This window comes from Variovorax sp. CF079 (assembly GCF_900101545.1).
Classification (GTDB): Bacteria; Pseudomonadota; Gammaproteobacteria; order Burkholderiales; family Burkholderiaceae_C; genus Variovorax.
This window is the reverse complement of record NZ_FMZU01000004.1, coordinates 167843-189844: the sequence shown is the minus strand read 5'-3', so window position 1 is coordinate 189844 and position 22002 is coordinate 167843. Positions and strand designations below refer to the sequence as shown.

23 protein-coding genes and 1 other RNA gene are annotated in these 22002 nt (G+C 69.1%); 6 read left to right on the top strand and 18 right to left on the bottom strand.

What is annotated here, in order from left to right; genetic code table 11:
- Nucleotides 1-26: 26 nt before the first annotated feature.
- The 4 genes from BLS74_RS06860 to BLS74_RS06845 all read right to left on the bottom strand — a co-directional run bounded on the left by BLS74_RS06860 (nucleotide 27) and on the right by BLS74_RS06845 (nucleotide 3257).
- Entirely contained in the window at nucleotides 27-857 is an 831-nt protein-coding gene (locus BLS74_RS06860) for an amidohydrolase family protein (protein WP_093103984.1), read from the bottom strand.
- Nucleotides 832-1704, bottom strand: a complete 873-nt coding sequence (locus tag BLS74_RS06855) for an isocitrate lyase/PEP mutase family protein (RefSeq protein ID WP_093104172.1) — start codon at nucleotides 1702-1704, stop codon at nucleotides 832-834. The genes BLS74_RS06860 and BLS74_RS06855 overlap by 26 nt, the downstream gene beginning before the upstream one ends.
- Nucleotides 1705-1706: 2 nt before the next feature.
- Nucleotides 1707-2672: a tripartite tricarboxylate transporter substrate binding protein gene (locus BLS74_RS06850; protein ID WP_093103982.1), complete on the bottom strand. Its 966-nt coding sequence runs from the start codon at nucleotides 2670-2672 to the stop codon at nucleotides 1707-1709.
- A 141-nt stretch (nucleotides 2673-2813) separates the two neighbouring features.
- Nucleotides 2814-3257: a helix-turn-helix domain-containing protein gene (locus BLS74_RS06845; RefSeq protein WP_093103981.1), complete on the bottom strand. Its 444-nt coding sequence runs from the start codon at nucleotides 3255-3257 to the stop codon at nucleotides 2814-2816.
- Nucleotides 3258-3332: 75 nt separating this feature from the next.
- On the opposite strand from BLS74_RS06845, the gene BLS74_RS06840 reads away from it, so the two are divergent.
- Nucleotides 3333-4187, top strand: coding sequence for a class I SAM-dependent methyltransferase (locus BLS74_RS06840; protein WP_093103979.1), 855 nt, complete (start codon nucleotides 3333-3335; stop codon nucleotides 4185-4187).
- 162 nt (nucleotides 4188-4349) lie between these two features.
- Here the strand turns inward: BLS74_RS06840 and BLS74_RS06835 are convergent, their stop codons facing one another.
- The 9 genes from BLS74_RS06835 to BLS74_RS06795 all read right to left on the bottom strand — a co-directional run bounded on the left by BLS74_RS06835 (nucleotide 4350) and on the right by BLS74_RS06795 (nucleotide 13998).
- Nucleotides 4350-5378, bottom strand: coding sequence for a Bug family tripartite tricarboxylate transporter substrate binding protein (locus BLS74_RS06835; RefSeq protein ID WP_093103977.1), 1029 nt, complete (start codon nucleotides 5376-5378; stop codon nucleotides 4350-4352).
- Nucleotides 5379-5481: 103 nt separating this feature from the next.
- The gene (locus BLS74_RS06830; protein WP_093103976.1) at nucleotides 5482-5973 is read right to left on the bottom strand and encodes a nucleoside deaminase; all 492 of its coding nucleotides are present in this window, start codon (nucleotides 5971-5973) and stop codon (nucleotides 5482-5484) included.
- Between the two features lie 14 nt (nucleotides 5974-5987).
- On the bottom strand, nucleotides 5988-7190 hold the full coding sequence (locus BLS74_RS06825; protein ID WP_093103974.1) for an amidohydrolase family protein: 1203 nt from the start codon (nucleotides 7188-7190) through the stop codon (nucleotides 5988-5990).
- Nucleotides 7187-8161: a magnesium/cobalt transporter CorA gene (corA, locus tag BLS74_RS06820; protein ID WP_093103973.1), complete on the bottom strand. Its 975-nt coding sequence runs from the start codon at nucleotides 8159-8161 to the stop codon at nucleotides 7187-7189. The genes BLS74_RS06825 and corA overlap by 4 nt, the downstream gene beginning before the upstream one ends.
- 134 nt (nucleotides 8162-8295) lie before the next feature.
- A complete protein-coding gene (locus BLS74_RS06815; protein WP_093104171.1) occupies nucleotides 8296-9075 on the bottom strand; it encodes a slipin family protein in 780 nt (259 codons plus the stop codon).
- A 2-nt stretch (nucleotides 9076-9077) separates the two neighbouring features.
- On the bottom strand, nucleotides 9078-10424 hold the full coding sequence (locus BLS74_RS06810) for an NfeD family protein (RefSeq protein WP_093103971.1): 1347 nt from the start codon (nucleotides 10422-10424) through the stop codon (nucleotides 9078-9080).
- 74 nt (nucleotides 10425-10498) lie between these two features.
- On the bottom strand, nucleotides 10499-11740 hold the full coding sequence (locus BLS74_RS06805) for a dihydrolipoamide acetyltransferase family protein (protein ID WP_093103970.1): 1242 nt from the start codon (nucleotides 11738-11740) through the stop codon (nucleotides 10499-10501).
- Complete coding sequence (locus BLS74_RS06800) at nucleotides 11741-12754, bottom strand: alpha-ketoacid dehydrogenase subunit beta (RefSeq protein WP_093103968.1); 1014 nt, start codon at nucleotides 12752-12754, stop codon at nucleotides 11741-11743.
- Nucleotides 12751-13998 carry a 3-methyl-2-oxobutanoate dehydrogenase (2-methylpropanoyl-transferring) subunit alpha gene (locus BLS74_RS06795; RefSeq protein ID WP_093104169.1) on the bottom strand — a complete coding sequence of 416 codons (1248 nt, stop codon included), beginning with the start codon at nucleotides 13996-13998 and terminating at the stop codon, nucleotides 12751-12753. The genes BLS74_RS06800 and BLS74_RS06795 overlap by 4 nt, the downstream gene beginning before the upstream one ends.
- Nucleotides 13999-14162: 164 nt before the next feature.
- Here BLS74_RS06795 and BLS74_RS06790 point away from each other — a divergent pair, with 164 nt between their 5' ends.
- The gene (locus BLS74_RS06790) at nucleotides 14163-14654 is read left to right on the top strand and encodes a tetratricopeptide repeat protein (protein ID WP_093103967.1); all 492 of its coding nucleotides are present in this window, start codon (nucleotides 14163-14165) and stop codon (nucleotides 14652-14654) included.
- Between the two features lie 273 nt (nucleotides 14655-14927).
- Here BLS74_RS06790 and BLS74_RS06785 read toward each other — a convergent pair whose 3' ends face one another.
- The gene (locus tag BLS74_RS06785) at nucleotides 14928-15935 is read right to left on the bottom strand and encodes a Bug family tripartite tricarboxylate transporter substrate binding protein (protein WP_093103965.1); all 1008 of its coding nucleotides are present in this window, start codon (nucleotides 15933-15935) and stop codon (nucleotides 14928-14930) included.
- A gap of 114 nt (nucleotides 15936-16049) precedes the next feature.
- On the opposite strand from BLS74_RS06785, the gene BLS74_RS06780 reads away from it, so the two are divergent.
- The 3 genes from BLS74_RS06780 to BLS74_RS06770 are packed head-to-tail and all read left to right on the top strand — an operon-like array spanning nucleotide 16050 to nucleotide 19065.
- Nucleotides 16050-17717: an MBL fold metallo-hydrolase gene (locus BLS74_RS06780; RefSeq protein WP_093103964.1), complete on the top strand. Its 1668-nt coding sequence runs from the start codon at nucleotides 16050-16052 to the stop codon at nucleotides 17715-17717.
- Complete coding sequence (locus tag BLS74_RS06775) at nucleotides 17714-18424, top strand: RNA pseudouridine synthase (RefSeq protein ID WP_093103962.1); 711 nt, start codon at nucleotides 17714-17716, stop codon at nucleotides 18422-18424. The genes BLS74_RS06780 and BLS74_RS06775 overlap by 4 nt, the downstream gene beginning before the upstream one ends.
- Nucleotides 18424-19065, top strand: a complete 642-nt coding sequence (locus BLS74_RS06770; protein ID WP_093103961.1) for a Pr6Pr family membrane protein — start codon at nucleotides 18424-18426, stop codon at nucleotides 19063-19065. Before BLS74_RS06775 ends, BLS74_RS06770 begins: the two co-directional genes overlap by 1 nt.
- On the opposite strand, the gene rnpB is transcribed toward BLS74_RS06770, so the two are convergent.
- Nucleotides 19060-19388, bottom strand: an RNA gene (rnpB, locus tag BLS74_RS06765) — RNase P RNA component class A. The genes BLS74_RS06770 and rnpB overlap by 6 nt on opposite strands.
- Before the next feature lie 58 nt (nucleotides 19389-19446).
- Between rnpB and cysK the strand changes: the two genes are divergently transcribed.
- Nucleotides 19447-20367: a cysteine synthase A gene (cysK, locus tag BLS74_RS06760; protein WP_093103959.1), complete on the top strand. Its 921-nt coding sequence runs from the start codon at nucleotides 19447-19449 to the stop codon at nucleotides 20365-20367.
- Between the two features lie 4 nt (nucleotides 20368-20371).
- Here cysK and BLS74_RS06755 read toward each other — a convergent pair whose 3' ends face one another.
- The 3 genes from BLS74_RS06755 to BLS74_RS06745 form a co-directional block, all read right to left on the bottom strand.
- Nucleotides 20372-21154, bottom strand: coding sequence for a hypothetical protein (locus tag BLS74_RS06755; RefSeq protein ID WP_093103958.1), 783 nt, complete (start codon nucleotides 21152-21154; stop codon nucleotides 20372-20374).
- A gap of 119 nt (nucleotides 21155-21273) precedes the next feature.
- On the bottom strand, nucleotides 21274-21696 hold the full coding sequence (locus BLS74_RS06750) for a type II toxin-antitoxin system VapC family toxin (RefSeq protein WP_093103956.1): 423 nt from the start codon (nucleotides 21694-21696) through the stop codon (nucleotides 21274-21276).
- Nucleotides 21671-21937: a ribbon-helix-helix protein, CopG family gene (locus BLS74_RS06745; RefSeq protein WP_093103955.1), complete on the bottom strand. Its 267-nt coding sequence runs from the start codon at nucleotides 21935-21937 to the stop codon at nucleotides 21671-21673. The genes BLS74_RS06750 and BLS74_RS06745 overlap by 26 nt, the downstream gene beginning before the upstream one ends.
- Nucleotides 21938-22002: the final 65 nt, after the last annotated feature.

Sequence of the window (22002 nt, the reverse complement as noted above, 5' to 3'; positions counted from 1 at the left end):
GCCGGCACCCCTTTTCTGTTGATGACTCAGGCGAAACGGAACAGCGCGGCGGGTGTGTCGACCAGGATGCGCCGGCGCGCCTCGGCATCCGGCACCCAGTCGGCCAGCGCCGCCTGGGTGGATCCGTAATCGGCCAGATCCTGGTGTTGCGTGTGCGGCCAGTCGCTGCCCCACAGCAGGCGGCCGGCACCCAGCGCCTGCAGCAGGGCCTGTGCAGCGGCGCGGGCCGCGCTGCCGCGCTGGTCGGGCCAGTTGCGGTAGGCCGCTGAGAGCTTGACCCACACGCGCCCGGTCGAAGCGCTGCGCAGCAGCCAGGCGAAGCCTTCGTCGTCGCCGGGCGCCGGGCCGGGCCGGCCGAAGTGGTCCACCACCAGCTTGCAGCCGGCATCGAGGATGGACTGCCCGGCCAGCGGCAGGTCGCGCGACTCGCGATGCAGCTCCACATGCCAGTCGAGCGCACGCACACGCTCGAACAGGCGCTGCCATTCGGCAAGCGCGAAGTCGGGAATGGGCAGCCCGACGAGGTTGAGCCGGATGCCGCAGACGCCTTGCCGCTCCAGCGCCGCCAATTCGCTCTCGCCGATGCTCGGCTCGACGATCACGACGCCGCGCAGCCGCTCTGGACAGGCGCGCAGCGCATCGAGCAGGAAGCTGTTGTCGGTGCCCAGGAAGCTCGGCTGCACCAGCACCGCATGCGAGACCGCATGCGCGTCGAGCAGCGCGAGGTAGTCGGGCAAGAGCGCGTCGTAGTCGGGCGCGTGGCGATGCACCGGCGCCAGCGACAGGCCGCACCGGAACACGTGGGCGTGGCTGTCGACCGCGGCGATCGGCTCAGGCGTAGCGCGCATCGAGCTCATCGAATTCCTTCTTGCGCACCAGCGCCTGGCGCTCGGCGAAGGTGGCGACCAGGCCGCTCGCCTCGTCCAGCCGGCCGCGCTCGCGCAGGCCTTGCAGCGCCAGCGTCATGCCGCGCACCGCGCCCTGCAGCGCCGCGTTGGCATAGAGCACCAGGCCGAAGCCCATGGCGCCGAACTCGGCCGCGTCCAGCGTCGGCGTCTTGCCGCCGATCACCACGTTGACCACCTGCGGGCAGGCCAGCTCGCGCGGAATGCGACGCAGCGCTTCGAGCGACTCGGGCGCCTCCACGAAGGTGATGTCGGCCCCGGCCTCGGCATAGGCCGCGGCGCGCGCGATCGCAGCGTCGATGCCTTCGACCGCGGCCGCGTCGGTGCGCGCGATCACCAGGAAGTCGGCATGCACCCGGGCATCGACCGCCGCCTTCACCTTGCCGAGCATCTCGCCCTGCGCGATCACCGCCTTGCCCTCGAAGTGCCCGCACTTCTTGGGGCTCACCTGATCTTCCAGCTGGATCGCGTTGGCGCCAGCGCGCTCCAGCGTGCGCACCGTGTGCTGCACGTTGAGCGCGTTGCCGAAGCCGGTGTCGGCGTCGACGATGATGGGCAGCTTCACCGCATCGCGCAGCGCGGCCGTGTGCTGCGCGAGATCGCCCAGGTGGACGAAGCCCAGGTCGGGGATGCCGTAGAAGGTGTTGGTGAGCCCGGCGCCGCTCAGGTACACGGCCTCGAAACCGAGCTCCTCGATGACGCGCGCGGCCAGCGCGTTGGCCGCGCCCGGCACCAGCAGGCCGCGCTTGGCTTCGACCTTTTGCCGCAACAGCGTGCCGGGATGGATGGCCTTCGTCATCGTCATTCGTCCTTCATGCCCGTGGCCTTGACCACCGCGCCCAGGCGCGCGCGCTCGGCATCGACGAACTGCACGAAGGAGGCGCGCGTGCCGCCGATCGGCTCGATGCCCATCCCCTTGAGCTTGTCGGCGATGGCCGGGGTCTTCATGGCCGCGTCGATGGCGGCGCTCATCTTGTCGAGCACCGCCTCGGGCGTGCCGTGCGGCGCATGCACGCCGGCCCAGTGAGCGATGCGCACGTCCGGGAAGCCTTGCTCCGAGGCCGTGGAGAGCTCCGGATAGGCCGAGATGCGTGTGGTCCAGGTGTTGGCCAGCGCCTTCAGCTTGCCGCTCTTGAGGTAGGGCAGCGCGACGATGCTGGCCTCCGACGTCGCCTCGACCTGCTTGCCGAGCACCGCGGTGATCGACTCCGAGCCGCTCTTGTAGGGCACCACGTCGAGCTTGGCGCCGTACTTCGTCTCCAGCATGCCCTCGACGAAATGCGGCGTGCTGCCGGTGCCCGCGGTCGCCCAGTGGAAGCCGGCGCCCGTCTTGGAGGCCGCGATGAATTCCTTCAGGTCCTTGTAGGGCGCGTCGGCCGGCACCAGGATCACCGAGGGCGCGAGGCCGATCATGCCGACCGGCACCAGGTCGCTGTCCTTGTAGGGCAGGTGCTTCTTGATCATGCTGTTGGAGATCACGCCGGCCGCGCTCACCAGGAAGGTGTAGCCGTCGGGCGCGCTCTTGGCGACGATGTCCGCGCCCAGCGTGGCGCCGGCGCCGGGCTTGTTGTCGACCACGATGGGCTGGCCCAGCGCCTTCGATGCGCCTTCGGCCGCAGCGCGCGCCATCAGGTCGTTGGCGCCGCCGGCCGCGAAGGGCACGACCAGTCGGATCGGCTTGGCGGGCCAGGTCTGGGCGGACACAGTCCCGCAGGCCAGCGCGGCTGCCAGGCCGGCGAGCAGGACGAGTCGGGAAGAAAGATGCATGGCGATGTCTCCAGGTACGTGTTGTGAGGGATGCTGCAGCGTGGCTGGCGGCAAGTATCGACACGCACAGTACTGAAGGGAACGCCGTTTTGCGTTGCTTTTACATAAGCGCGGCTTATGGGCGCGCGGCGCTGCGCAGGATCAGGCGATGCGTGCCGGTGGCTGCGGAGCCCTCTTCTTTCGCGCTCCGACAGCGCCGGTCGCGGCGGCCTGCAGGATGCGACGGAAGGTGGGGCATTCCATGTGGCTCGGCGCGGGGCAGGCAGCGGCGTGCAGCAGGCCGTCGCGCATGGCGCTCAGTTTGCGGATCGTCTTGTCCAGCTCCTGCGCCTTGGCCGCGAGCATCTGGCGGTCGATGCGCGGCTGCGCCTCGCGCGTGAACAGGAGCGCGATCTCGTCGAGCGAGAAGCCGGCCGCGCGCCCCAGCGCGATCAGCGCCAGCCGCTCCAGCACGCCGGGATCGAACAGGCGGCGCAGGCCGCGCCTGCCGGTGGAGGCGATCAGCCCCTTTTCGTCATAGAAGCGCAGCGTCGACGCGGGAACGCCGGATCGCTGCGCCACCTCGGCGATGTCCAGGTGCATCATTCTCTTGACCTCAAGTCGACTTGAAGTTGCACAGTCTAGCTTCCGCCTCTCGAGGGCAAGCAAAGGAAAACGACCATGGATGTCACGCAACAGACCGACAACAACGAGCAGACGGCGCTTTGGAACGGCCGCGCAGGGCGTGCCTGGGTCGAGGCACAGGAGGTGATCGACCAGGTGCTCGAGCCCTTCGAAGACCTGCTCGTCGAAGTGGTCCGCGCCGGATCCGGGCAGCGGGTGCTCGACGTCGGCTGCGGTACCGGCAGCACGACGCTCGCCGTTGCGCGGCTGCTCGGCGCGACGGGCCACTGCATCGGCGTCGACATTTCGGACCTACTGATCGCCGCCGCCCGGGCACGCGCCGAACGGGAAGACACGCCGGCAAGCTTCATCCGTGCCGACGCGCAGACCCACGCCTTCGAGCCCGCGAGCTTCGACCTGATCATGTCGCGCTTCGGCGTCATGTTCTTCGACCACCCGGTCCTGGCCTTCTCGAACCTGCGGCGCGCCGCACGGGACCACGCCAGGCTCCGCTTCATCGTCTGGCGGAGTGCCGCGGAGAACCCGTTCATGACGACGGCCGAGCGCGCGGCGGCACCGCTGCTGCCGAACATGCCCGCCCGCCAGCCGGGCGCGCCGGGACAGTTCTCCTTCGCAGACCGGCATCGGGTCGCAGCCATCCTGGAAGAGAGCGGCTGGGCCGAGAGCGACATCCGGCCGATCGATGTCGACTGCACCCTGCCCGAGAAGGAGTTGGTCGGCTACTTCACCCGGCTCGGTCCCGTCGGCCTGATCCTTCAGGAGGTGGACGAGCGGACGCGCGCGCAAGTCATCGACACCGTCCGCGCCGCCTTCGATCCCTATGTGCACGGAACCGAGGTTCGCTTCGCCGCCGCCTGCTGGATGGTCAGTGCCCGAGCGCCGTCTGCGTAAGCCGCACAGGAGGAGGCCGCCAGTGTCTGAGGGGCAGTGGAGCGGCTCTTAATCGAAGCCCGTTCCAGAAACACCACGGAACCGGCTTTGCCGGGCCGTCGGTGTTGCCCCCCGGTGAGGGGGTTGACGTAGCGACACGAAGTGCGCGAAGCCTGGGGGAGTTCAAGTCTCCGAGCGAATGCCCCGCATCAGGATCACGCCGCCCAACTGCGAGGTGTCGGAGCGCATCCGGTAGGCCAGCGCTTGTGGCGTGCCGGCCTGCGCCTGCCAGCCCGCCTTCAGCAGTTGCTGCTGCACTTCGGCGGAGCGAAGCACCTCGCCCAGCGCCGCGTTGAGCCTGGCCACCGCCGGCTTGGGCAGGCTGGCCGGCGCCGCGAGCGCGGTCCAGATCTCGAGGTCGGCGCCGCGCACGTCGGCTTCGCGCAGCGTGGGCAGCTCGCTGAACAGCGGGCTGCGCAGGGGAGAAGTGACGCCGAGGGCCTTGAACTTGCCCGAGGCCACATGAGGCTTCGCGAGGCCCGGCGGCAGCAGCGCCATCTGGATCTGTCCCGCCAGCATGGCGGCGATGACCTGCGGATTGCCGTTGAAGGGCGCGTGCTGCGGCGAGATGCTGGTGCGGGTCTTCAGCAGTTCCATGCCCAGGTGGCCCACGGTGCCGACGCCGGGCGTGCCGTACTTGCCCTTGTCGCCGAGGTTGCGCGCCCACAGCAGCAGCTCGGTGGCGTTCTTGCCCACGGCGTCGCCCGAGACCGCGAGCACCAGTGGCGCGGTGCCGATCAGGCCCACGGGCGCGAAGTCTTTCTCGGGGTCGAAGGGCGTGGCGGGATTCAGCAGCTTGGCGATCGTCAGGTTGCCATTGATCAGTGCGCCGATGGTGTGATCGTCCTGCGCCTTGGCCACCAGGTCGGCCGCGAGGTTGCCGCTGGCGCCGGGCTTGTTCTCCACCGTCACCGGTTGGCCCAGCAGCTTGGAAAGCGGCTCGGCGATGGCACGCGCCGCGAGGTCGGGCGAGGCGCCGGCCGGAAAGCCGACCAGGATGCGCACCGGCTGGGTCGGCCAGGCGCCGGGGGCGGCGGAACCGGCGGGGCGCGCGGCGCGCGGCGCGGTGGAAGACGTTGCCTGTTGGGCCCACGCGGCCGGGGCACAGGCCGAGGCAGCGAGGCTTTGGAGCAAGCGGCGTTTGGAGATCATGAAGCGGCGGATGTTGCAAAAATAAGTAACACGACGTTACGCGACACCGTCTTCCGGCGCAAGACAACCAAATGCTTCGTCGGGCCCGCACGCCCACCGGTGCTCAAGCCTTTTTCGACGCGGCCCAGGTCGCCAGGATCTGCACCGCTTCGCGATCCATCTTCTGCTCCGCGGGCAGCGTCCGCCGCTCGATCGGCGCACCGGCCTCGGCACGCAGGTCTTCGATGTCGATCGGGTGGCGCGCCTCTGTCGGCAGCCCGGCGAAGGCCTGGCCCGACTGCGCAAGCGAGGCCGCGTAGTAGAGCCTGGCGATGCCCGCGATGCGCATGGCGGCCACGCACAGGGCGCAGGGCTCGCACGAGGTGTAGAGTTCGCAGCCGCTCAGGTCCACGCGCTGCAGATTGCGGCAGGCATCGCGGATGGCCTCCACCTCGCCGTGCGAGGTCGGGTCGAAATGGGCCACCGAGTGGTTGAAGCCCTCACCCACCACGCGGCCGTCCTGCACGACGACGGCGCCGAAGGGTTCGGTGCCCGGTGTGTGCAGCGCCTGCGCCGAGAGCGCGATGGCGCGCCGCATGAATTCTTCCTGGTACATCGTCGTCTGCTCCTTCACACGGGAACCGCATCCGACAGCAGCGCCCCATCGCGCGCCACGATGCGGCCGCCCGCCACCACGAGCCGCCGCACCGGCCGCGCCACCACCGCCTCGGCGACGGTCTGCGCATCGACCAGCACCAGGTCGGCACGGCAGTCCGGCGCCAGGCCATAGGCTTCGAAGCGCAAGCCGCGCGCGCCCGCATGGGTGACGCAGTCGAGCGCGACCTCGATCTCGTCGTCGCGCCGCAGGTTGTAGCGCAGGCCGATCAGCATCGCGCGCTCCAACATGTCGGGGCTGCCGTAGGGCGTCCAGGTGTCGCGGATGCCGTCGTTGCCGCCGAGCACGGTGACGCCGGCGCGGCGGCAGGCCATGAGCGGCGGCACGCTGCGCGAAGGCGGCGCACTGGTGACCAGCACCACGCCGAGCGCGGCCATGCGCGCCAGCAGCGCCTCGCATTCGCGCTCGGGCAGGTCGCCCAGGCAGAAGCCGTGGCTGATCGCGACCTTGCCTTGCATGCCGAGCGCTGCCGTGCGCGCGAGGATCAGGTCGAGCGAGAAGGCGCCCATGGCGCCGGGCTCGTGCAGATGGATGTCGAGCGGGCAGCCGCGGCGCTCGGCGATGGCGAAGAGCGCGTCGAGCGAGCGCACCGGATCGCCGTCGATCGCGCACGGGTCCAGGCCGCCAAGCACGTCGGCCCCGCGGGCGATGGCCTGGTCCAGCAGCTCGGCCGTGCCGGGCCGGCCCAGGAGGCCCGATTGCGGGAAGGCGACGATCTGGATCTGCTGCAGCGCCTGCATCGTGTCGCGCGTCTGCAGCACGCCTTCGAGATGGCGCAGCCCTGCCTGGGTGTCGATGTCCACGTGGGTGCGCAGCCGCGTCGTGCCGCGCGCCAGGAAGGCCCGGGCCAATGCCAGCGACTGCGCGGCCGCGTCATGGCCGCTGGCCTGGCGAAAGGCGCGCTCGTTGTCGATCCTGTCGATGAGCCGGGTGCCGACCTCGTTGCGGTACCAGTCCATGCCCCACAGCGTCTTGTCCAGGTGCGTGTGGCCTTCGACCAGGCCGGGCAGCAGGAGCGCGCCGCCGCCCTCCTCCACCGCGCAGCCGGCTGCGGCGTGCAAGGCCGGGCCGAGGGCCGCGATGCGGCCGTCCTGCACCAGCACGTCGGCAGGGGCGGCGCCCATGGGGCGCACATGGCGGATCAGAAGCATGCTCACACCCAGCCCGCACGCCGAAAGCGGTAGTACACGTAGGCGCAAAGGCTCGCGATGAGCGCCAGCGCGGCCGCATAGCCGTAGCGCCATTTCAGCTCGGGCATGTGCTCGAAGTTCATGCCCCAGAGGCCGGCGAAGGCGGTGCAAACGGCGAAGATGGCGGCCCAGGCCGCGAGGCGCTTGGTCACTTCGCCGTCCTCGATGGTGACCATCGAGAGGTTGACATGGATCGCGGTGCCGATGGTGTCGCGGATCGAGTCGATGGTGTTGTTGATGCGGCTCAGGTGGTCTACCACGTCGCGGAAGTACTCCTGCGTGCTAACGCAGATCTGCGGCACGCGGCCGCCGTGCAGCTTGCCGGTGCCTTCAAGCAGCGGCGCGACCGCGTGCTTGAGCAGCGTCAGCCGCTGCTTCAGTTCGTAGAGGCGCTTGATGCTGTCGCGCGCGGCGCCCTTGGTGAAGATGCGCTGCTCGATGGTGTCGAGTTCGTCCTCGAAGGCATCGATGATGGGGAAGTAGCGGTCGACCACGGCATCCATCAGCGCGTAGAGCACGAAGCCCGGGCCGTTCTTGAGCAGCTCGGGCTCGCGCTCGCAGCGCTCGCGCACTTCGGTGAAGCCGTGATCGCTGCGGTTGCGCACCGACACCACGTAGTTGCGCCCGACGAAGACGTCGAGCTCGCCGACCGTGAGCGTGGCGGGCTCGCCGGCACCCGCTTCGAGCAGGTGCATGACGACGAAGAGCGAATCGGCGTACTCCTCCACCTTCGGCCGCTGGTGGCCGTTGTGGGCATCTTCCACGGACAGCGGATGAAGACCGAACTCGGCCTGCACTTCGGCCAGCTCTTCGGGCGTGGCGTCGCGCAGCGCCACCCAGACGAAGCAACGCGGCAGCGACGCGTACTCGCTGATTTCGGAAACGGGAATGTCGGCCAGCTTGGTGCCGTCTTCGTAGACAACGCAGTTGATGAGCATGCGGGGCGCCGGGGCAATAGGGAAGACGAGGCATCTTGCCACGCGCGAGCGGCGTCGCAAGGGTGCGAAGTCTTTACGCGCAACCACTGGTCGTCACGCTGACCAAGACGCTGTAGGTCGCCCATGCGCCGGCGCTACGGCGCGTCGGCCTTCTTCTTGATCCATTGCAGCAAGGGTCCGATGACCTCCAGCGGCAAGGGAAACACGATGGTCGAATTCTTGTCGGCGGCGATCACGGTCAGGGTTTCCAGATAGCGCAACTGCAGCGCCTGCGGCTGGCGCCCCAGAATCTCGGCCGCTTCGGCCAGCTTGACCGAGGCCTGCAGTTCGCCCTCTGCATGGATCACCTTGGCGCGCCGTTCGCGCTCGGCCTCGGCCTGCCGCGCAATGGCGCGCACCATGTTCTCGTTGAGGTCGACGTGCTTGATCTCGACGTTGGTCACCTTGATGCCCCAGATGTCGGTCTGCGCCTCGAGGATCTTCTGGATATCGAGATTGAGGCGCTCGCGCTCGGACAGCAAGTCGTCGAGCTCGTGCTTGCCGAGCACGGCGCGCAGCGTGGTCTGCGCCAGCTGGCTGGTGGCCTCGAGGTACTTCTCGACCTGGATGATCGCTTTCTCCGCATCGATCACGCGGAAGTAGAGCACCGCGTTCACCTTCACCGACACGTTGTCGCGCGTGATCACGTCCTGGCTCGGGATGTCGAGCACCATCACGCGCAGCCCCACGCGCACCATCTGCTGGATGCCGGGGATCAGGATCACCAGGCCCGGCCCCTTGACCTTCCAGAAGCGGCCGAGCTGGAACACCACGCCTCGCTCGTACTCGCGCAGGATGCGCAGCGACGCCGCGGCGAGCATCACCGCCAGCACCAGGAGCAGCGCGATGAGCGCGACGCTGAAATTGAAGAACATGGTCATTGGCCGTCCGGGGCCACCTGCAGCACGACGCCTTGCACGCCGCTGACCCGGACTCGTCCGCCGGTATGCAGGTCACCCGCGCCGGTTACGCGCCAGTAGTCGCCCTGGATCTGCGCCCAGCCCTCGCCGTCCGAGAACTCGACCAGTTCGCCGGTGGTGCCCACGAGGGCCGAGATGCCGCTCTTCACCGGCCGCCGGCGCGCCTTCGCGGCCATGCCGGCGACCGCGAGGATGAACAGGGCCGAGACCGCGCTGATCACCGCCACCACCCACAGCGGCACGCCGAAGCCCGGCGCGTCGCTGTCGATCAGGAGCACGGCGCCGATCGCGAAGGCCGCGATGCCGCCCAGCCCCAGCACGCCGAAGCTCGGCAGAAAGGCCTCGGCGATGAGGAAGGCCACACCCAGCAGGATCAGCGCCAGTCCCGCGTAGTTGACCGGCAGCATCTGCAGGCCGAACAGCGCCAGCGTCAGGCAGATGGCGCCCACCACGCCGGGCAGCACGAAGCCGGGGTTGGAGAACTCGAACAGGAGGCCGTAGATGCCGACCATCAGCAGGATCAGCGCCAGGCTGGGCTCGGTGATCACCGACAGCAGCCGGCTGCGCCAATCGGCGTCGAAGGCGAGCAGCTGCGCGCGCTGGGTGGCCAGCCGCACGGTGCCATGCGCCAGGCTCACTTCGCGCCCATGCACCTGCATCAGCAGGTCGGCCACGTCGCGCGCGACCAGGGTGATGACCTTTTTCTCCAACGCCTCCTGCGCCGACAGGCTCACCGACTCGCGCACCGCCTGCTCGGCCCAGTCGGCATTGCGCCCGCGCAGCTGCGCCAGGCTGCGGATGTAGGCCGAGGCATCGGCCAGCCGCTTGGCGCTCATCGCATCGGGAGCGGGCTCGGCACCCTTCTCGGAAGAGGACGGCGGCTTCGGCTCCGGCCGGCCCGGCGTCGGCATGCCGATGGCCACCGGCGTCGCCGCGCCGAGGTTGGAGGCCGGTGCCATGGCTGCGATGTGGCTCGCGTAGAGGATGTAGGTGCCGGCACTCGCGGCGCGGGCGCCGCTGGGCGCCACGAAGGTCGCCACCGGCACGGGCGAAGCGAGGATGTCCTTGATGATGTTGCGCATCGAGGCGTCGAGCCCGCCCGGCGTGTCGAGCTGCAGCACGGCGAGCTGCGCCTGTTCCTTGGCAGCCAGCGCGAGGCCGCGGCGCACATAGTCTGCGGAAGCGGGCCCGATGGCGCCCTCGACCTGCATCAGGACCACGACGCGGGGCGCCTCGGGAGCCGCGGCAGACACAGCTTCGGCGCTGGCCACAGCCGCAGCTTGGGCCAGGAGGACCAGTCCCATCAACCATGTTCTGGCGGACCTCATAGCTGGATTCTAGGAGTCGCGGGCGCCGCTGTCACACACTGCAACAGGCCCTAGTCGACAAAGAGCAAGGCGGGGCATTCGAGCAAGGCCCGCACGGCCTGCACGAACTCGGCCGCAAGCTGGCCGTCGACCACGCGGTGGTCGAAGGAGGAAGACAGGTTCATCATCCGGCGCGCGACCACCGCGCCGTCCTGCATCACCGGGCGCAGCGCGATGCGGTTGACGCCGACGATCGCCACCTCGGGCGCGTTGATGATCGGCGTGGAGGCGATGCCACCCAGGGCGCCGAGGCTGGTGATGCTGATGGTCGAGCCGCTCAGTTCGTCGCGCGTGGCCCGGCCCGCGCGCGCGGCCTCGGCCAGGCGCGCGATCTCGGCCGCGCTGGACCACAGGTCGCGCGCTTCCGCGTGGCGCAGCACCGGCACCATGAGGCCGGCCGCGGTCTGGGTCGCGATGCCGACGTGCACTGCGCCGTGACGCGTGAGCACGCCCGCCTCGTCGTCGAAGCGGGCATTGATCTGCGGGAAGCGCGGCACCGCCAGCACGACGGCACGCACGAGCAGCGGCAGCAGCGTCAGGTGGGCCCGCTCGCGGCCCCAGTGTTCGTTGAGCCGCGCGCGCAGCAACTCCAGTTCGGTCACGTCGATCTCCTCGACGTAGGTGAAGTGCGGGATGCGGCGCATCGCATCCTGCATGCGCTGGGCGATGCGGCGGCGCACGCCGGTCACGGGCACGGCTTCCTCGTCGTCCTGCTGCGCGTAGCGCGCCGCACTCGCCGCCTGCGGACCGGGCCGCCGGACCAGCCAGGCGTCGAGGTCCTCGTGCAGGATGCGGCCGTCCACGCCGCTGCCCGGCACCTGCTGCAGATCGATGCCGAGCGCCGCGGCCCGATGGCGCACCGCGGGCGAGGCAGTCGGCTTGCCGGTGGATGGCAGGCTCGTGCGTTCGGCTGGCGCGGTCTCAGGTGCTGGTGCTGGTGCTGGTGCTGGTGCTGGTGCAGGCGTGGCCGCGGGCGTGGGCGTGGGCGGCGCCGCGCCGGTGTTGTCGCCACCCTCCACATCGATGCGGATCAGCTCCGCACCCACCGCCATCTGCTGCCCCACTTCGCCGCCGAGCGCAAGCACCTTGCCCGCGACCGGCGACGGGATCTCGACGGTCGCCTTGTCGGTCATCACGTCGGCCAGCACCTGGTCTTCGGCCACCGTGTCGCCGGGCTGGACCCGCCATGCCACCAGTTCCACTTCGGCGATGCCTTCGCCGATGTCCGGCACCTTGATCGCATGCGTGCCCATTCAGTTCTCCATGACGCGCCGGAAGGCCGCGCCCACGCGTGCCGGGCCCGGGAAGTAGGCCCACTCCTGCGCATGCGGATAGGGCGTGTCCCAGCCGGTCACGCGCTCGATCGGCGCCTCGAGGTGATGAAAGCAGTGCTCCTGCACCAGCGCCGTCAGCTCGGCGCCGAAGCCGCTGGTGCGCGTGGCCTCGTGCACGATCACGCAACGGCCGGTCTTCTTGACCGAGGCGACGAGGGTCTCCAGGTCCAGCGGCCACAGGCTGCGCAGGTCGATGATCTCGGCATCGATGCCGGCTTCGCGCGCGGCCGCCTCCGAGACGAAGACCATGGTGCCGTAGCTGATCACCGTCAGGTCGGCGCCGGGGCGGAACACGGTGGCCGATTCGAGCGGCACCGTGTAGTAGCCCTCGGGCACCTCGCCCAGCGGATGGGCCGACCAGGACACCAGCGGCCGGTCGTGGTGGCCGTCGAAGGGGCCGTTGTAGAGGCGCTTGGGCTCCAGGAAGATCACCGGGTCGTCGTTCTCGATCGAGGCGATCAGCAGGCCCTTGGCATCGCGCGGATTCGAGGGCATCACCGTGCGCACGCCGCAGACGTGCGTGAACAGCGCCTCCGGGCTCTGGCTGTGCGTCTGGCCGCCGTAGATGCCGCCGCCGCAGGGCATGCGGATGGTGATCGGCGCGCTGAAGTCGCCGGCCGAGCGGTAGCGCAGCCGCGCCGCTTCGGAAACGATCTGGTCGTAGGCCGGATAGAAGTAGTCGGCGAACTGCACCTCGACCACCGGGCGCAAGCCGTAGGCGCCCATGCCGATGGCCGAGCCGACGATGCCGCCTTCGGAGATCGGCGCATCGAACACGCGCGAGCGGCCGTACTTGGCCTGCAGGCCCTCGGTGCAGCGGAAAACGCCGCCGAAGTAGCCCACGTCCTGGCCATAGATGACGACGTTGTCGTCGCGCTCGAGCATCACGTCCATGGCCGAACGCAAGGCCTGGATCATGGTCATGGCGCTCATGACGCTGCTCCGGACTGCATCTGCTCGCGCTGCCGCTTCAGGTGCTCCGGCATGTCCTTGTAGACATCCTCGAACATCGCCGCGGCGCTGAACAGGTGCCCATCGGCCAGCGAGCCGTAGCGCTCGGCTTCCTTCAGCGCGGCGTTGACCTCGGCCTCCAGTTTCGCCTGCGTCTCCTCGTGCTCCTGCTGCGACCAGGCGCCGATGCCCGTCAGGTGCTGCGCCAGCCGCGCGATCGGATCGCCGAGCGGGAAGTGCGCCCAGTCGTCGGCCGGCCGGTAGCGCGAGGGATCGTCCGAGGTCGAATGCGCCCCGGCGCGGTAGGTGACCCACTCGATCAGCGTCGGCCCGAGGTTGCTGCGGGCGCGCTGCGCGGCCCAGCGCGAGGCGGCCAGCACGGCGAGGAAGTCGTTGCCGTCGACGCGCAGCGAGGCGATGCCGCAACCCACGCCGCGCGCCGCGAAGGTGGTGGCCTCGCCGCCGGCGATGGCCTGGAAGGTCGAGATCGCCCACTGGTTGTTGACCACGTTGAGGATCACCGGCGCTCGGTAGACGTGGGCGAAGGTCAGCGCCGTGTGGAAGTCGGACTCGGCGGTGGCGCCGTCGCCGATCCATCCCGAGGCGATCCGGGTGTCGCCCTTGATCGCCGAGGCCATGCCCCAGCCCACCGCCTGGATGAACTGCGTGGCCAGGTTGCCCGAGATCGAGAAGAAGCCGACGCGCTTCATCGAATAGCACACCGGCAACTGCCGCCCCTTGAGCGGGTCGCGCTCGTTGGACATCAGTTCGCAGATCATGTCCACTATCGACACGTCCTCGCGCGCCAGCAGCAGGCCCTGCTGGCGGTAGGTGGGAAAGCACATGTCGCCCTGCTGCAGCGCCAGCGCATGGCCAATGGCGATGGCCTCTTCGCCGAGGCACTGCATGTAGAAGGAGATCTTCTTCTGGCGCTGCGCGATCAGCATGCGGGCGTCGAAGATGCGCGTCTTCAGCATCGAGACGAGGCCGCGGCGCAGCAAGGCTGCATCCGCCTCCGGCACCCACGGGCCGACGGCACGGCCCTCGTCGTCGAGCACGCGCACCAGCGTGTAGGCGAGGTCGCTGGTGTCGGCCGGCGATGCGTCCAGCGGCGGCCGGCGCACCTGGCCGGCGCGCGAAATATGCAGGTAGGAAAAATCGGTCTCATGGCCCGGCCGCCCGGTGGGCTCCGGCACATGCAGACGAAGAGGTGCGCCCTGGCTCATCGCGTTGTCTCCGCGCTCGATGGGATCGCTCGCCAGCAAAGCCTAGCGAATTTCAGGCTCCGGCGCACCCGGTCAATCGCGCGTATCTCGCTTGACACGCAGGGCCGGTAGGACTCGAATTCGATCGGGAGAGAGAGCGGCGGAGCACTCATCAGGAGCACATCATGCGCAAGAAGATCTTGGCGACGATGGCTTGTCTTGTTGGTTTAAGCCTGCCCGCATGGCCCGCGGGCGGTGGAGGTGGAGGTGGAGGCGGGGGCGGTGGCGGCCCGTCGCAGCAAGAGCTGGACCCCGACTACCGCGCTGGCCAGGCCGCCGTCAAGGCCGAGCAATGGGCCGAAGCCCTGCCCCCGCTCCAGGCGGCCCTCCGGACCGATCCCAGAAATGCCGACGCATGGAACCTGCTGGGCTTCGCCTATCGCCACCTGGGCGACATGGACAACTCCTTCAAGCATTACGAGCGCGCCCTGCAGCTCAACCCCGGCCACCGCGACGCGCACGAGTACGTGGGCGAGGCCTATCTGCAGGTCGGCCAGCTCGAAGGCGCGGAGAAGCACCTGAAGGCGCTCGACAAGCTCTGCTGGTTCCCCTGCGAGCAGTACACGGAGCTGAAGGAGAAGATCGCGAAGTTCAAGCGCTCGCGCGCCGGCGAATAGGTTCTGTTGACGATGTGGGGGCGCGGAGGCGGGCAGTGTGCCCTGTGCCGGCCGACGTCACCGGCCCTTCGGGCTTCCCTGCGCTGCTCGCGACAGGCGGGGTCCGCGCAAACTCGCTTCGCTCAAACACGCGCGGCCCTTTTTCCGCCTGCCGCTGTGCCGCTCGGCGGTGCCTCAACGGTCGGCCCAGGGCACACCGCCCGCAGCCGTGGAGGAGCCTGGGTCGCATCCACCCCCCGAAGCCCGGCATGCGTCTAAGGGGCTGGCGCCTCCTCAGTCGATACTCACGTTCGCCGCCTTCGCCACCTCGGCCCACTTCACGCGGTTGGCGTGAACGGTGGCCTTGAACTGCGCGGGCGTTTCGATGCGCACCGTGTTGCCCTGGCCCTCGAACTTCTCGCGGATCTCGGGCTGTTCGAGCACGGACTTGATCGCGGCATTGAGCTTGTCGACGATGCGCGCATCCGTGCCCTTGGGCGCGAAGACGCCGAACCAGATCGAGCTGTCGAAGCCCTGGGTGCCGGCGATGCCGCTCGCGGCAATGGTCGGCACTTCCTTCACCGCCGCCACCGGCTTGGCGGTGGTGACGCCCAGCAGCCGCACCTTGCCCGCCTTGTACTGCGGCAGCACGGTCTGCACCTGGTTCATGATGCAGCAGGTCTCGCCGCGCACCACCGAAGCGATGGCCTCCGGCCCGCCCTTGTAGGGCACGTGCACCATCTGCAGGCCGAGGCGCGAGTTGAGTTCGGCAAAAGCCATGTGGGTGCCGGCGCCGTTGCCGGTGGAGGCATAGTTGTACTTGCCGGGGTTGGCCTTCACGAGTTCGACGAACTCCTTGAGCGTCTTGACGTTGATCACCTCGGGATTGATCGTGAGCACGTTGGAGACGTCGAGCACCGGCGCCACGGGCACGAAGTCGGCCTCGACGTCGAAGGGCAGCTTCTTGTAGAGCGCCGCATTGCTGCCGTGCGTGGCGGCGGTGCCGAAGGCGAGCGTGTAGCCGTCGGGCCTGGCGCGCGCCACGTACTCGCTCGCGATGTTGCCGGCGGCGCCGGACTTGTAGTCGATCACCACCGGCTGGCCGAGCTTCTGCTGCAAGGGCTCCTGGATCGTGCGCGCCACCACGTCGACACCCGAGCCGGCCGGGAAGCCCATGATCAGCGTGACGGGTTGCTGCGGCCACTCGGCCTGGGCAAGAGCAACGGGCGCGGCGCAGGCGCCGAGGGCGAGGCCGGCGGCAGCGAACAGACGGCGCGAACGGCTGGAGAGAGAATGGGGCATGACTGTCCTTCGAAGCGGATGGAGCAAGCGCCGATTGTGGCGCGAGGCTCATGCGAAACCCTGTCGAAGCTTATGCAGCACAGCTCTCTGATCGCCTCTCGATAATTGCGCCCCATGGTCCGCCCCGCCCAACAACTCCATCCCCCGCGCGAACCGGCGCCGCCGCTCGCCGCCGCCACCGTGCTGCTCCTGCGCGACACGCCCGAAGGCATCGAGGTCCTGATGACGCGGCGCTCCGCCAGCGCGAGCTTCGCGCCCGGCGCCTATGTGTTCCCCGGCGGCCGCATCGACGAAGGCGACCGCGCCGCGCACCGCATCGCTTTGCGCCGGCCCACGCAAAGCGAACAGCAGCTCACGCAGGCCGTGGCTGCGGTCCGCGAGAGCTTCGAGGAGCTCGGCGTGCTGCTCGCGCGCCACGAGGATGGCCGCCCCGTGAGTACCGAAGAGGTGGCGGCGATGGACCGCAGCACGGCCGCCAGCGCCATCGCCCTGGCCGACCAGTGCACGGCGCGCGGACTGCGGCTGGCGACCAACGAGCTCTTCACCTTCGCGCACTGGATCACCGACCGCGACCTGCCCAAGCGCTTCGACGTGCCCTTCCTGGTGGCGCGCATGCCCGAGGGCCAGACGCCGACGGCCGACGAGACCGAGCAGTTCGAGCCCTGCTGGGTGCGGCCGGCCGATGCGCTCGCGCGCCACAAGGCGGGCGGCTTCCTCATGATCTTCCCGACCGTGCGCACGCTGGAGCGCATGGCCGCCTACGACTCGGTCGACGCCCTGCTCGACGCCTGCGCCCACCGTGCAGACGGCGAAGGCCCGCTGTTCACCAGCTGCCCGCGCGCCGGCCTGCTGCGCGGCCAGGAGGCGCGCTACATGGAGCACGAATCGCCCTACGGCGAGCTGGCGCTGGTCTGCCCGGACGGGCAGATCGTGCATGCGCTCGACTGGCAAAGCGAGGCGCCGGTGCCGCTCTTGAAGAACGTGCAGCGGCTAACCGCGCCGAACCCCGGCGCGATGACCGGGCCCGGCACCAACAGCTACATCGTGGGCGATGCGGCCAGCGGCTACATCGTGATCGACCCGGGACCGAACGACGCGGGCCACATCGAGCGGCTGCACCGCGCGACCGGCGACGACATCCGCATGATCGTCTGCACCCATTCGCATGCCGACCACTCGCCGGGCGCGGCGCCGCTGCAGGCGTTGTGCGCAGCATCGAAGCCGGCCATCCTCGGCCTGGCCTCGGCGCCGACGGCACGCGCCTCGGCGCGCTTCGCGCCGGACCGCACGCTGCAGGACCAGGAACGCCTGGTGCTGCACGGCCCGGACGGCACCACGCACACGCTGCGCGCCGTCCACACCCCCGGCCACGCGGCCAACCACCTGTGCCTGGTGCTGGAGGAGGACGGACTCCTGTTCTCCGGCGACCACGTGCTCAACGGCAGCACCACGGTGGTCGATCCGCCGGACGGCAACATGAACGCGTACCTCGATTCGCTCGACAGGCTGGATGCGCTCTGCGCCGAGGGCGAGGTGCGCTTCATCCTGCCGGCGCACGGCTACGTGCTCGGCGAGGCGCGTACCGCCATCGCCTACCTGAAGGCGCACCGCCTGAAACGCGAAGCCAAGATCGCCGCCGCGATGCAGCGCCTGCCGCAGGGCACACCCGAGGACTGGCTGCCGCTCGCCTACGACGACGTGCCCGAACGCATGTGGCCGGTGGCCGCGCGCTCCCTGGCCGCGCATCTGGAACGCATCCGGCAACTGGCGCAAGCTCGATGACCGATAGCGACGAAGGCATCCGCCTGGCCAAGCGCGTGGCCGCGATGGCCGGTTGCTCGCGGCGCGAAGCAGAGCTGCTGATCGAGAACGGCGCGGTGCGCATCGACGGCGAACCGGCACTGCTGCCGCAGACGCGCGTGCGCGCGCACCAGCAGGTCGAGATCGAGCCCGGTGCGCGGCCCGAGCCGGTGGTGCCGGTCACGCTGCTCCTGCACAAGCCGGCCGGCACGCCGACCGACAACGCGCACCGTCTGCTGGTGCCCGCCAACCACCACGAGCCCGAACGCGCGGGCCTGCGCTTCCTGCCGCGCCACGTGGCGGCCCAGCGCTGCATGACGCCGCTCGAAACCGGCGCCAGCGGGCTCGTGGTCTTCACGCAGGAGTGGCGCATCGAGCGCAAGCTGCAGGAAGACGCGGGCATCCTCGAGAACGAAGTGATGGTCGACGTGGCCGGGCCGGTCGGGCCCGATGTGCTGGCGCGGCTCGAACGCGCCTCTGCGGCGCGCGTCAGCATCGGCCAGCAGGCCGAAGGCCACACCGGCCTGCGCTTTGCGATCAAAGGTCCGCGGCCGGGGCAGATCGCTCACCTGTGCGACGAGGCGGGCCTGCGCATCCTCGCGATGAAGCGCATCCGCATCGGCCGCGTGCCGCTCGCGGGCCTGCTGCCCGGCCAGTGGCGCTATCTGCTGCCGAACGAGCGCTTCTGATGCCCACGCCCGTGCGCCGGTTCGCCGCCGCAGCCGCACTCATCGGCTGGGCCGCACTCGCGCTGCAGCTGGTGCTGTCGATCGGGCTGGCCACGGCCGGCGGGAGGCCGGCCGGCTGGGGCGTCTTCATGTACCTCGGTTACTTCACCATCCTGACCAACCTGCTCGCCGCGCTGGCACTGACGGCCGCGGCAACCGTTGCGCAAGGCGCGTTGTGGCGCTTCTTCCGAAGGCCCGGCGTGGCGAGCGCGATCGGCGCCAACATCGCGGTGGTGGGCCTGGTCTACTTTTTCGTGCTGCGCCACATCTGGAATCCGCTGGGCCTGCTGTGGCTGGCCGACGTGCAGCTGCACTACCTGATGCCGGTGCTCTTTCTCGTCTACTGGTGGATCGCGGTGCCCGCGCACGGCCTGCGCGGGGGCGACATCCCGCACTGGTGGACCTATCCGCTGGGCTATCTTGTCTATGCACTGGTGCGCGGCGCGATCGCCGGGGTCTATCCGTACCCCTTCATCGACGTGGGTGCGCTGGGCTATGGCCGCACCGCGCTCAATGCGGTGGGCGTGCTGATCGGCTTCTCGCTGGTCGCCGCGCTGCTGGTGGCGATCGGCCGCAAGAAGCCGACCCCGAAAAAAGTGTGAAGCGCGCCTGTAGGCCGGATTCTGTGCGTTGAGGTTGCCCCCAACGTGACCGCCATTACTCTGGGCCGTTTGTCGCCAAACGGCTCGGTGCCACCTACCCGCCAGCTCTGCGGAACCACATCGACGCTGGCCTACTTGGTGTTGCTGCGCGCAGAGATTGCCCGTTTCACCCGACCGGGGTTGCCCCCGGCCGACTCGTCTCTGTTGCTCTGATCCTCACCTCGCGGTGGAGAGCCGTTAGCTCCTGCGCTGTCCTGTGCAGTCCGGACCTTCCTCCAGTGCGCTCTTTCGAGACTTGCACCAGCGGCGGTCTGGCGCGCTTCACACCATGGATTATCGCGACAATGGCAGCCCGCTTCGCGCGCCACGAAAGAATCACCCATGAAAGCTCAGAGCATCCTGCAGACCATCGGCAACACGCCGCATATCCGCATCCAGCGCCTGTTCGGCCGAGCGACGCAGCAGGTGTGGATCAAGTCCGAGCGCGCCAATCCCGGCGGCTCGATCAAGGACCGCATTGCGCTCTCGATGGTCGAGGACGCCGAGAAGTCCGGCGCGCTGAAGCCCGGCGGCACCATCGTCGAGCCCACCTCGGGCAACACCGGCATCGGGCTCGCGATGGTCGCGGCCGTCAAGGGCTACAAGCTGATCCTCGTGATGCCCGACAGCATGTCGGTCGAACGCCGCCGCCTCATGCTCGCCTACGGCGCAAGCTTCGACCTCACGCCGCGCGAGAAGGGCATGAAGGGCTCGATCGCGCGCGCCGAGGAGATCGTCGCCGGCACGCCCGGCGCCTGGATGCCGCAGCAGTTCAACAATCCCGCCAACGTCGAGGTGCATGTGCGCACCACTGCCGAGGAGATAGCGGCCGACTTTCCCGATGGGCTGGACGTGCTCATCACCGGAGTGGGTACCGGCGGTCACATCACGGGCTGCGCGCGGGTGCTCAAGAAGAAATGGCCGAAGCTCAAGGTGTTCGCGGTGGAGCCGGTCGCCTCGCCCGTGATCTCGGGCGGCGCGCCGTCGCCGCACCCGATCCAGGGCATCGGCGCCGGCTTCATTCCGAAGAATCTCGACACCGAACTGCTCGACGGCGTGATCCAGGTCGATGCCGAACCGGCGCGCGAGATGGCGCGCCGCTGCGCGGCTGAAGAAGGCATGCTGGTGGGCATTTCCTCGGGCGCCACGCTCACCGCGATTGCGCAGAAGCTGCCCGAACTGGCACCCAACGCGGTGGTGCTGGGCTTCAACTACGACACCGGCGAGCGCTATCTGTCGGTCGACGGCTTCCTGCCGGCTTGAAGCCTCAGAGCATGTCTTTCAACCCCTCGTCGAGCGGCCGATCGCAGGCAGCGAGCGCCTTGACGCGCTCGTCGCGCAAGCGTCTCCAATCGTCGGCCTGCCAATCTGCCAGGGTCGCCGGCTCAGACTCGTAGGCGCACTGCACGGGCCGCTTGGGCATGCGGAACATGCGCGGGGCGCGGGGCACGATGGCGGCACCCCACTTGAGGCGAAAGAGCTGGTCGTCGTTCATCAGCGACTCGTACACCAGGTGCCATGGGCCCGGCGTCACCCGCACCGGCGCTTGCTCGTCCTCCGGAACAGGCTCGCCCGCGGCCGCGCGCTCCCTGTAGAGCTGCGCCAGGCGCAGGCCGATCGCCTGCGGCAGTTCGGCACGCGCCGGGTTGTCGCGCAGGCGCTCGTCGTCGAGCCCTTCGACGGCGGTGCCTGCGAGGTCGTCCTTCGAGAAACCCCTGGCGCTCAACGCCGCCCCACCGGTCAGCGCGATGAGCGCCACATTCAGTCCGACCTGCACCGCGATGTTCCGGCTCGTGTCTTCGCGGCGCACGATGCGCAGCGTTTCGATGCCCTCGCGGAAGCTGCCGCGCGAGAACTCGACCTTCGGGGGTGTCGCCTGAATGGGGTCGGCGCTCGGAGCGGAGGCGCCTTCGCCGGCTGCCGGCAATGGCGCCACGACCTCGGGCATCGCCGAGCTTGCATCGGCCGGCAGGGTGTCGGCCGGTTGCGCGAACACCATCGCATGGGCCAGGATCAAGGTGGCGCAAAGCGCCGTGCGTCGATGGCGCATGCCATCCACCCTTTGCTGAAGCGACGCGATTGTCTGGTCGGCTATCGGTAGTCGGTTCCGCAACTTGTGCAATCGTTCACAGGAAAGTCGCCGAAATTCGCGGGATGTCGAAGTCTGATTCAGTCCTTCAGCCAGAGCCGCTTGAGCCGCTTTCCGCGCGGGCTGCGATAGCGATCGACGTCTTTGCGATCCACAGTCAGCACGTTGTAGATGCCGGTGCGATCGGCCGCGAAGACCAGCGCGACATCGGCGAGGTCCGCACCGCCGTCGGCATAGCGCTCGGTGAAGTCGGCGATCTCCGAAAGATCGGCAGGGTCGCTCGACAGCACCGTCAGCCGACCGGCGGCAGCCCAGCGCAGCAGATTGAGCCAAGCCGTGTCGTCGAGCAGGTGGCCGGCCTCGGTGAGCACCTCCCAGACCGTGTAGAGACGCTGGCCGGCGAGTTGCTGCAACATGCCGACGGCGCCCGCGTGGTGCGTATCGCCGTCGTTGAACAGCGCGACCAGGAAACCCGTGTCAGCGAGCGTATCCGTGCTTTTCACGCAGCCGCTCCAGGATCGCTCGCTTGGCCAGGTTGGCAACGCTTTCAGGACGACGCAGGCCACCACCCTTGCCGATATAGAGCGCATCGATCTCTGCCGCCGCGCGCTCGACCGGCATCACTTTGCCCGCGTAGGCAGCGATGCTGCGGCGGATGAACTCCGACTTGCTGATGTGCAACGCAGCCGCCGCGCGCTCCAGCAGGGTCTCGTCTTCCGCAGGCAATCGAATCGACAGTGTCATGATCAGGCTCCTGTAATACAGAATTGTATTACAATCCAAGGTTCCGGCCACAGCCTTTGCCCGAT

Excerpts from the sequence above, each read along its gene's own strand:
- BLS74_RS06860 (WP_093103984.1), bottom strand. The coding sequence starts at position 857 with ATGAGCTCGATGCGCGCTACGCCTGAGCCGATCGCCGCGGTCGACAGC.
- BLS74_RS06855 (WP_093104172.1), bottom strand. The coding sequence starts at position 1,704 with ATGACGAAGGCCATCCATCCCGGCACGCTGTTGCGGCAAAAGGTCGAA.
- BLS74_RS06850 (WP_093103982.1), bottom strand. The coding sequence starts at position 2,672 with ATGCATCTTTCTTCCCGACTCGTCCTGCTCGCCGGCCTGGCAGCCGCG.
- BLS74_RS06845 (WP_093103981.1), bottom strand. The coding sequence starts at position 3,257 with ATGATGCACCTGGACATCGCCGAGGTGGCGCAGCGATCCGGCGTTCCC.
- BLS74_RS06840 (WP_093103979.1), top strand. The coding sequence starts at position 3,333 with ATGGATGTCACGCAACAGACCGACAACAACGAGCAGACGGCGCTTTGG.
- BLS74_RS06835 (WP_093103977.1), bottom strand. The coding sequence starts at position 5,378 with ATGATCTCCAAACGCCGCTTGCTCCAAAGCCTCGCTGCCTCGGCCTGT.
- BLS74_RS06830 (WP_093103976.1), bottom strand. The coding sequence starts at position 5,973 with ATGTACCAGGAAGAATTCATGCGGCGCGCCATCGCGCTCTCGGCGCAG.
- corA (WP_093103973.1), bottom strand. The coding sequence starts at position 8,161 with ATGCTCATCAACTGCGTTGTCTACGAAGACGGCACCAAGCTGGCCGAC.
- BLS74_RS06815 (WP_093104171.1), bottom strand. The coding sequence starts at position 9,075 with ATGTTCTTCAATTTCAGCGTCGCGCTCATCGCGCTGCTCCTGGTGCTG.
- BLS74_RS06810 (WP_093103971.1), bottom strand. The coding sequence starts at position 10,424 with ATGGGACTGGTCCTCCTGGCCCAAGCTGCGGCTGTGGCCAGCGCCGAA.
- BLS74_RS06805 (WP_093103970.1), bottom strand. The coding sequence starts at position 11,740 with ATGGGCACGCATGCGATCAAGGTGCCGGACATCGGCGAAGGCATCGCC.
- BLS74_RS06800 (WP_093103968.1), bottom strand. The coding sequence starts at position 12,754 with ATGAGCGCCATGACCATGATCCAGGCCTTGCGTTCGGCCATGGACGTG.
- BLS74_RS06795 (WP_093104169.1), bottom strand. The coding sequence starts at position 13,998 with ATGAGCCAGGGCGCACCTCTTCGTCTGCATGTGCCGGAGCCCACCGGG.
- BLS74_RS06790 (WP_093103967.1), top strand. The coding sequence starts at position 14,163 with ATGCGCAAGAAGATCTTGGCGACGATGGCTTGTCTTGTTGGTTTAAGC.
- BLS74_RS06785 (WP_093103965.1), bottom strand. The coding sequence starts at position 15,935 with ATGCCCCATTCTCTCTCCAGCCGTTCGCGCCGTCTGTTCGCTGCCGCC.
- BLS74_RS06780 (WP_093103964.1), top strand. The coding sequence starts at position 16,050 with ATGGTCCGCCCCGCCCAACAACTCCATCCCCCGCGCGAACCGGCGCCG.
- BLS74_RS06775 (WP_093103962.1), top strand. The coding sequence starts at position 17,714 with ATGACCGATAGCGACGAAGGCATCCGCCTGGCCAAGCGCGTGGCCGCG.
- BLS74_RS06770 (WP_093103961.1), top strand. The coding sequence starts at position 18,424 with ATGCCCACGCCCGTGCGCCGGTTCGCCGCCGCAGCCGCACTCATCGGC.
- cysK (WP_093103959.1), top strand. The coding sequence starts at position 19,447 with ATGAAAGCTCAGAGCATCCTGCAGACCATCGGCAACACGCCGCATATC.
- BLS74_RS06755 (WP_093103958.1), bottom strand. The coding sequence starts at position 21,154 with ATGCGCCATCGACGCACGGCGCTTTGCGCCACCTTGATCCTGGCCCAT.
- BLS74_RS06745 (WP_093103955.1), bottom strand. The coding sequence starts at position 21,937 with ATGACACTGTCGATTCGATTGCCTGCGGAAGACGAGACCCTGCTGGAG.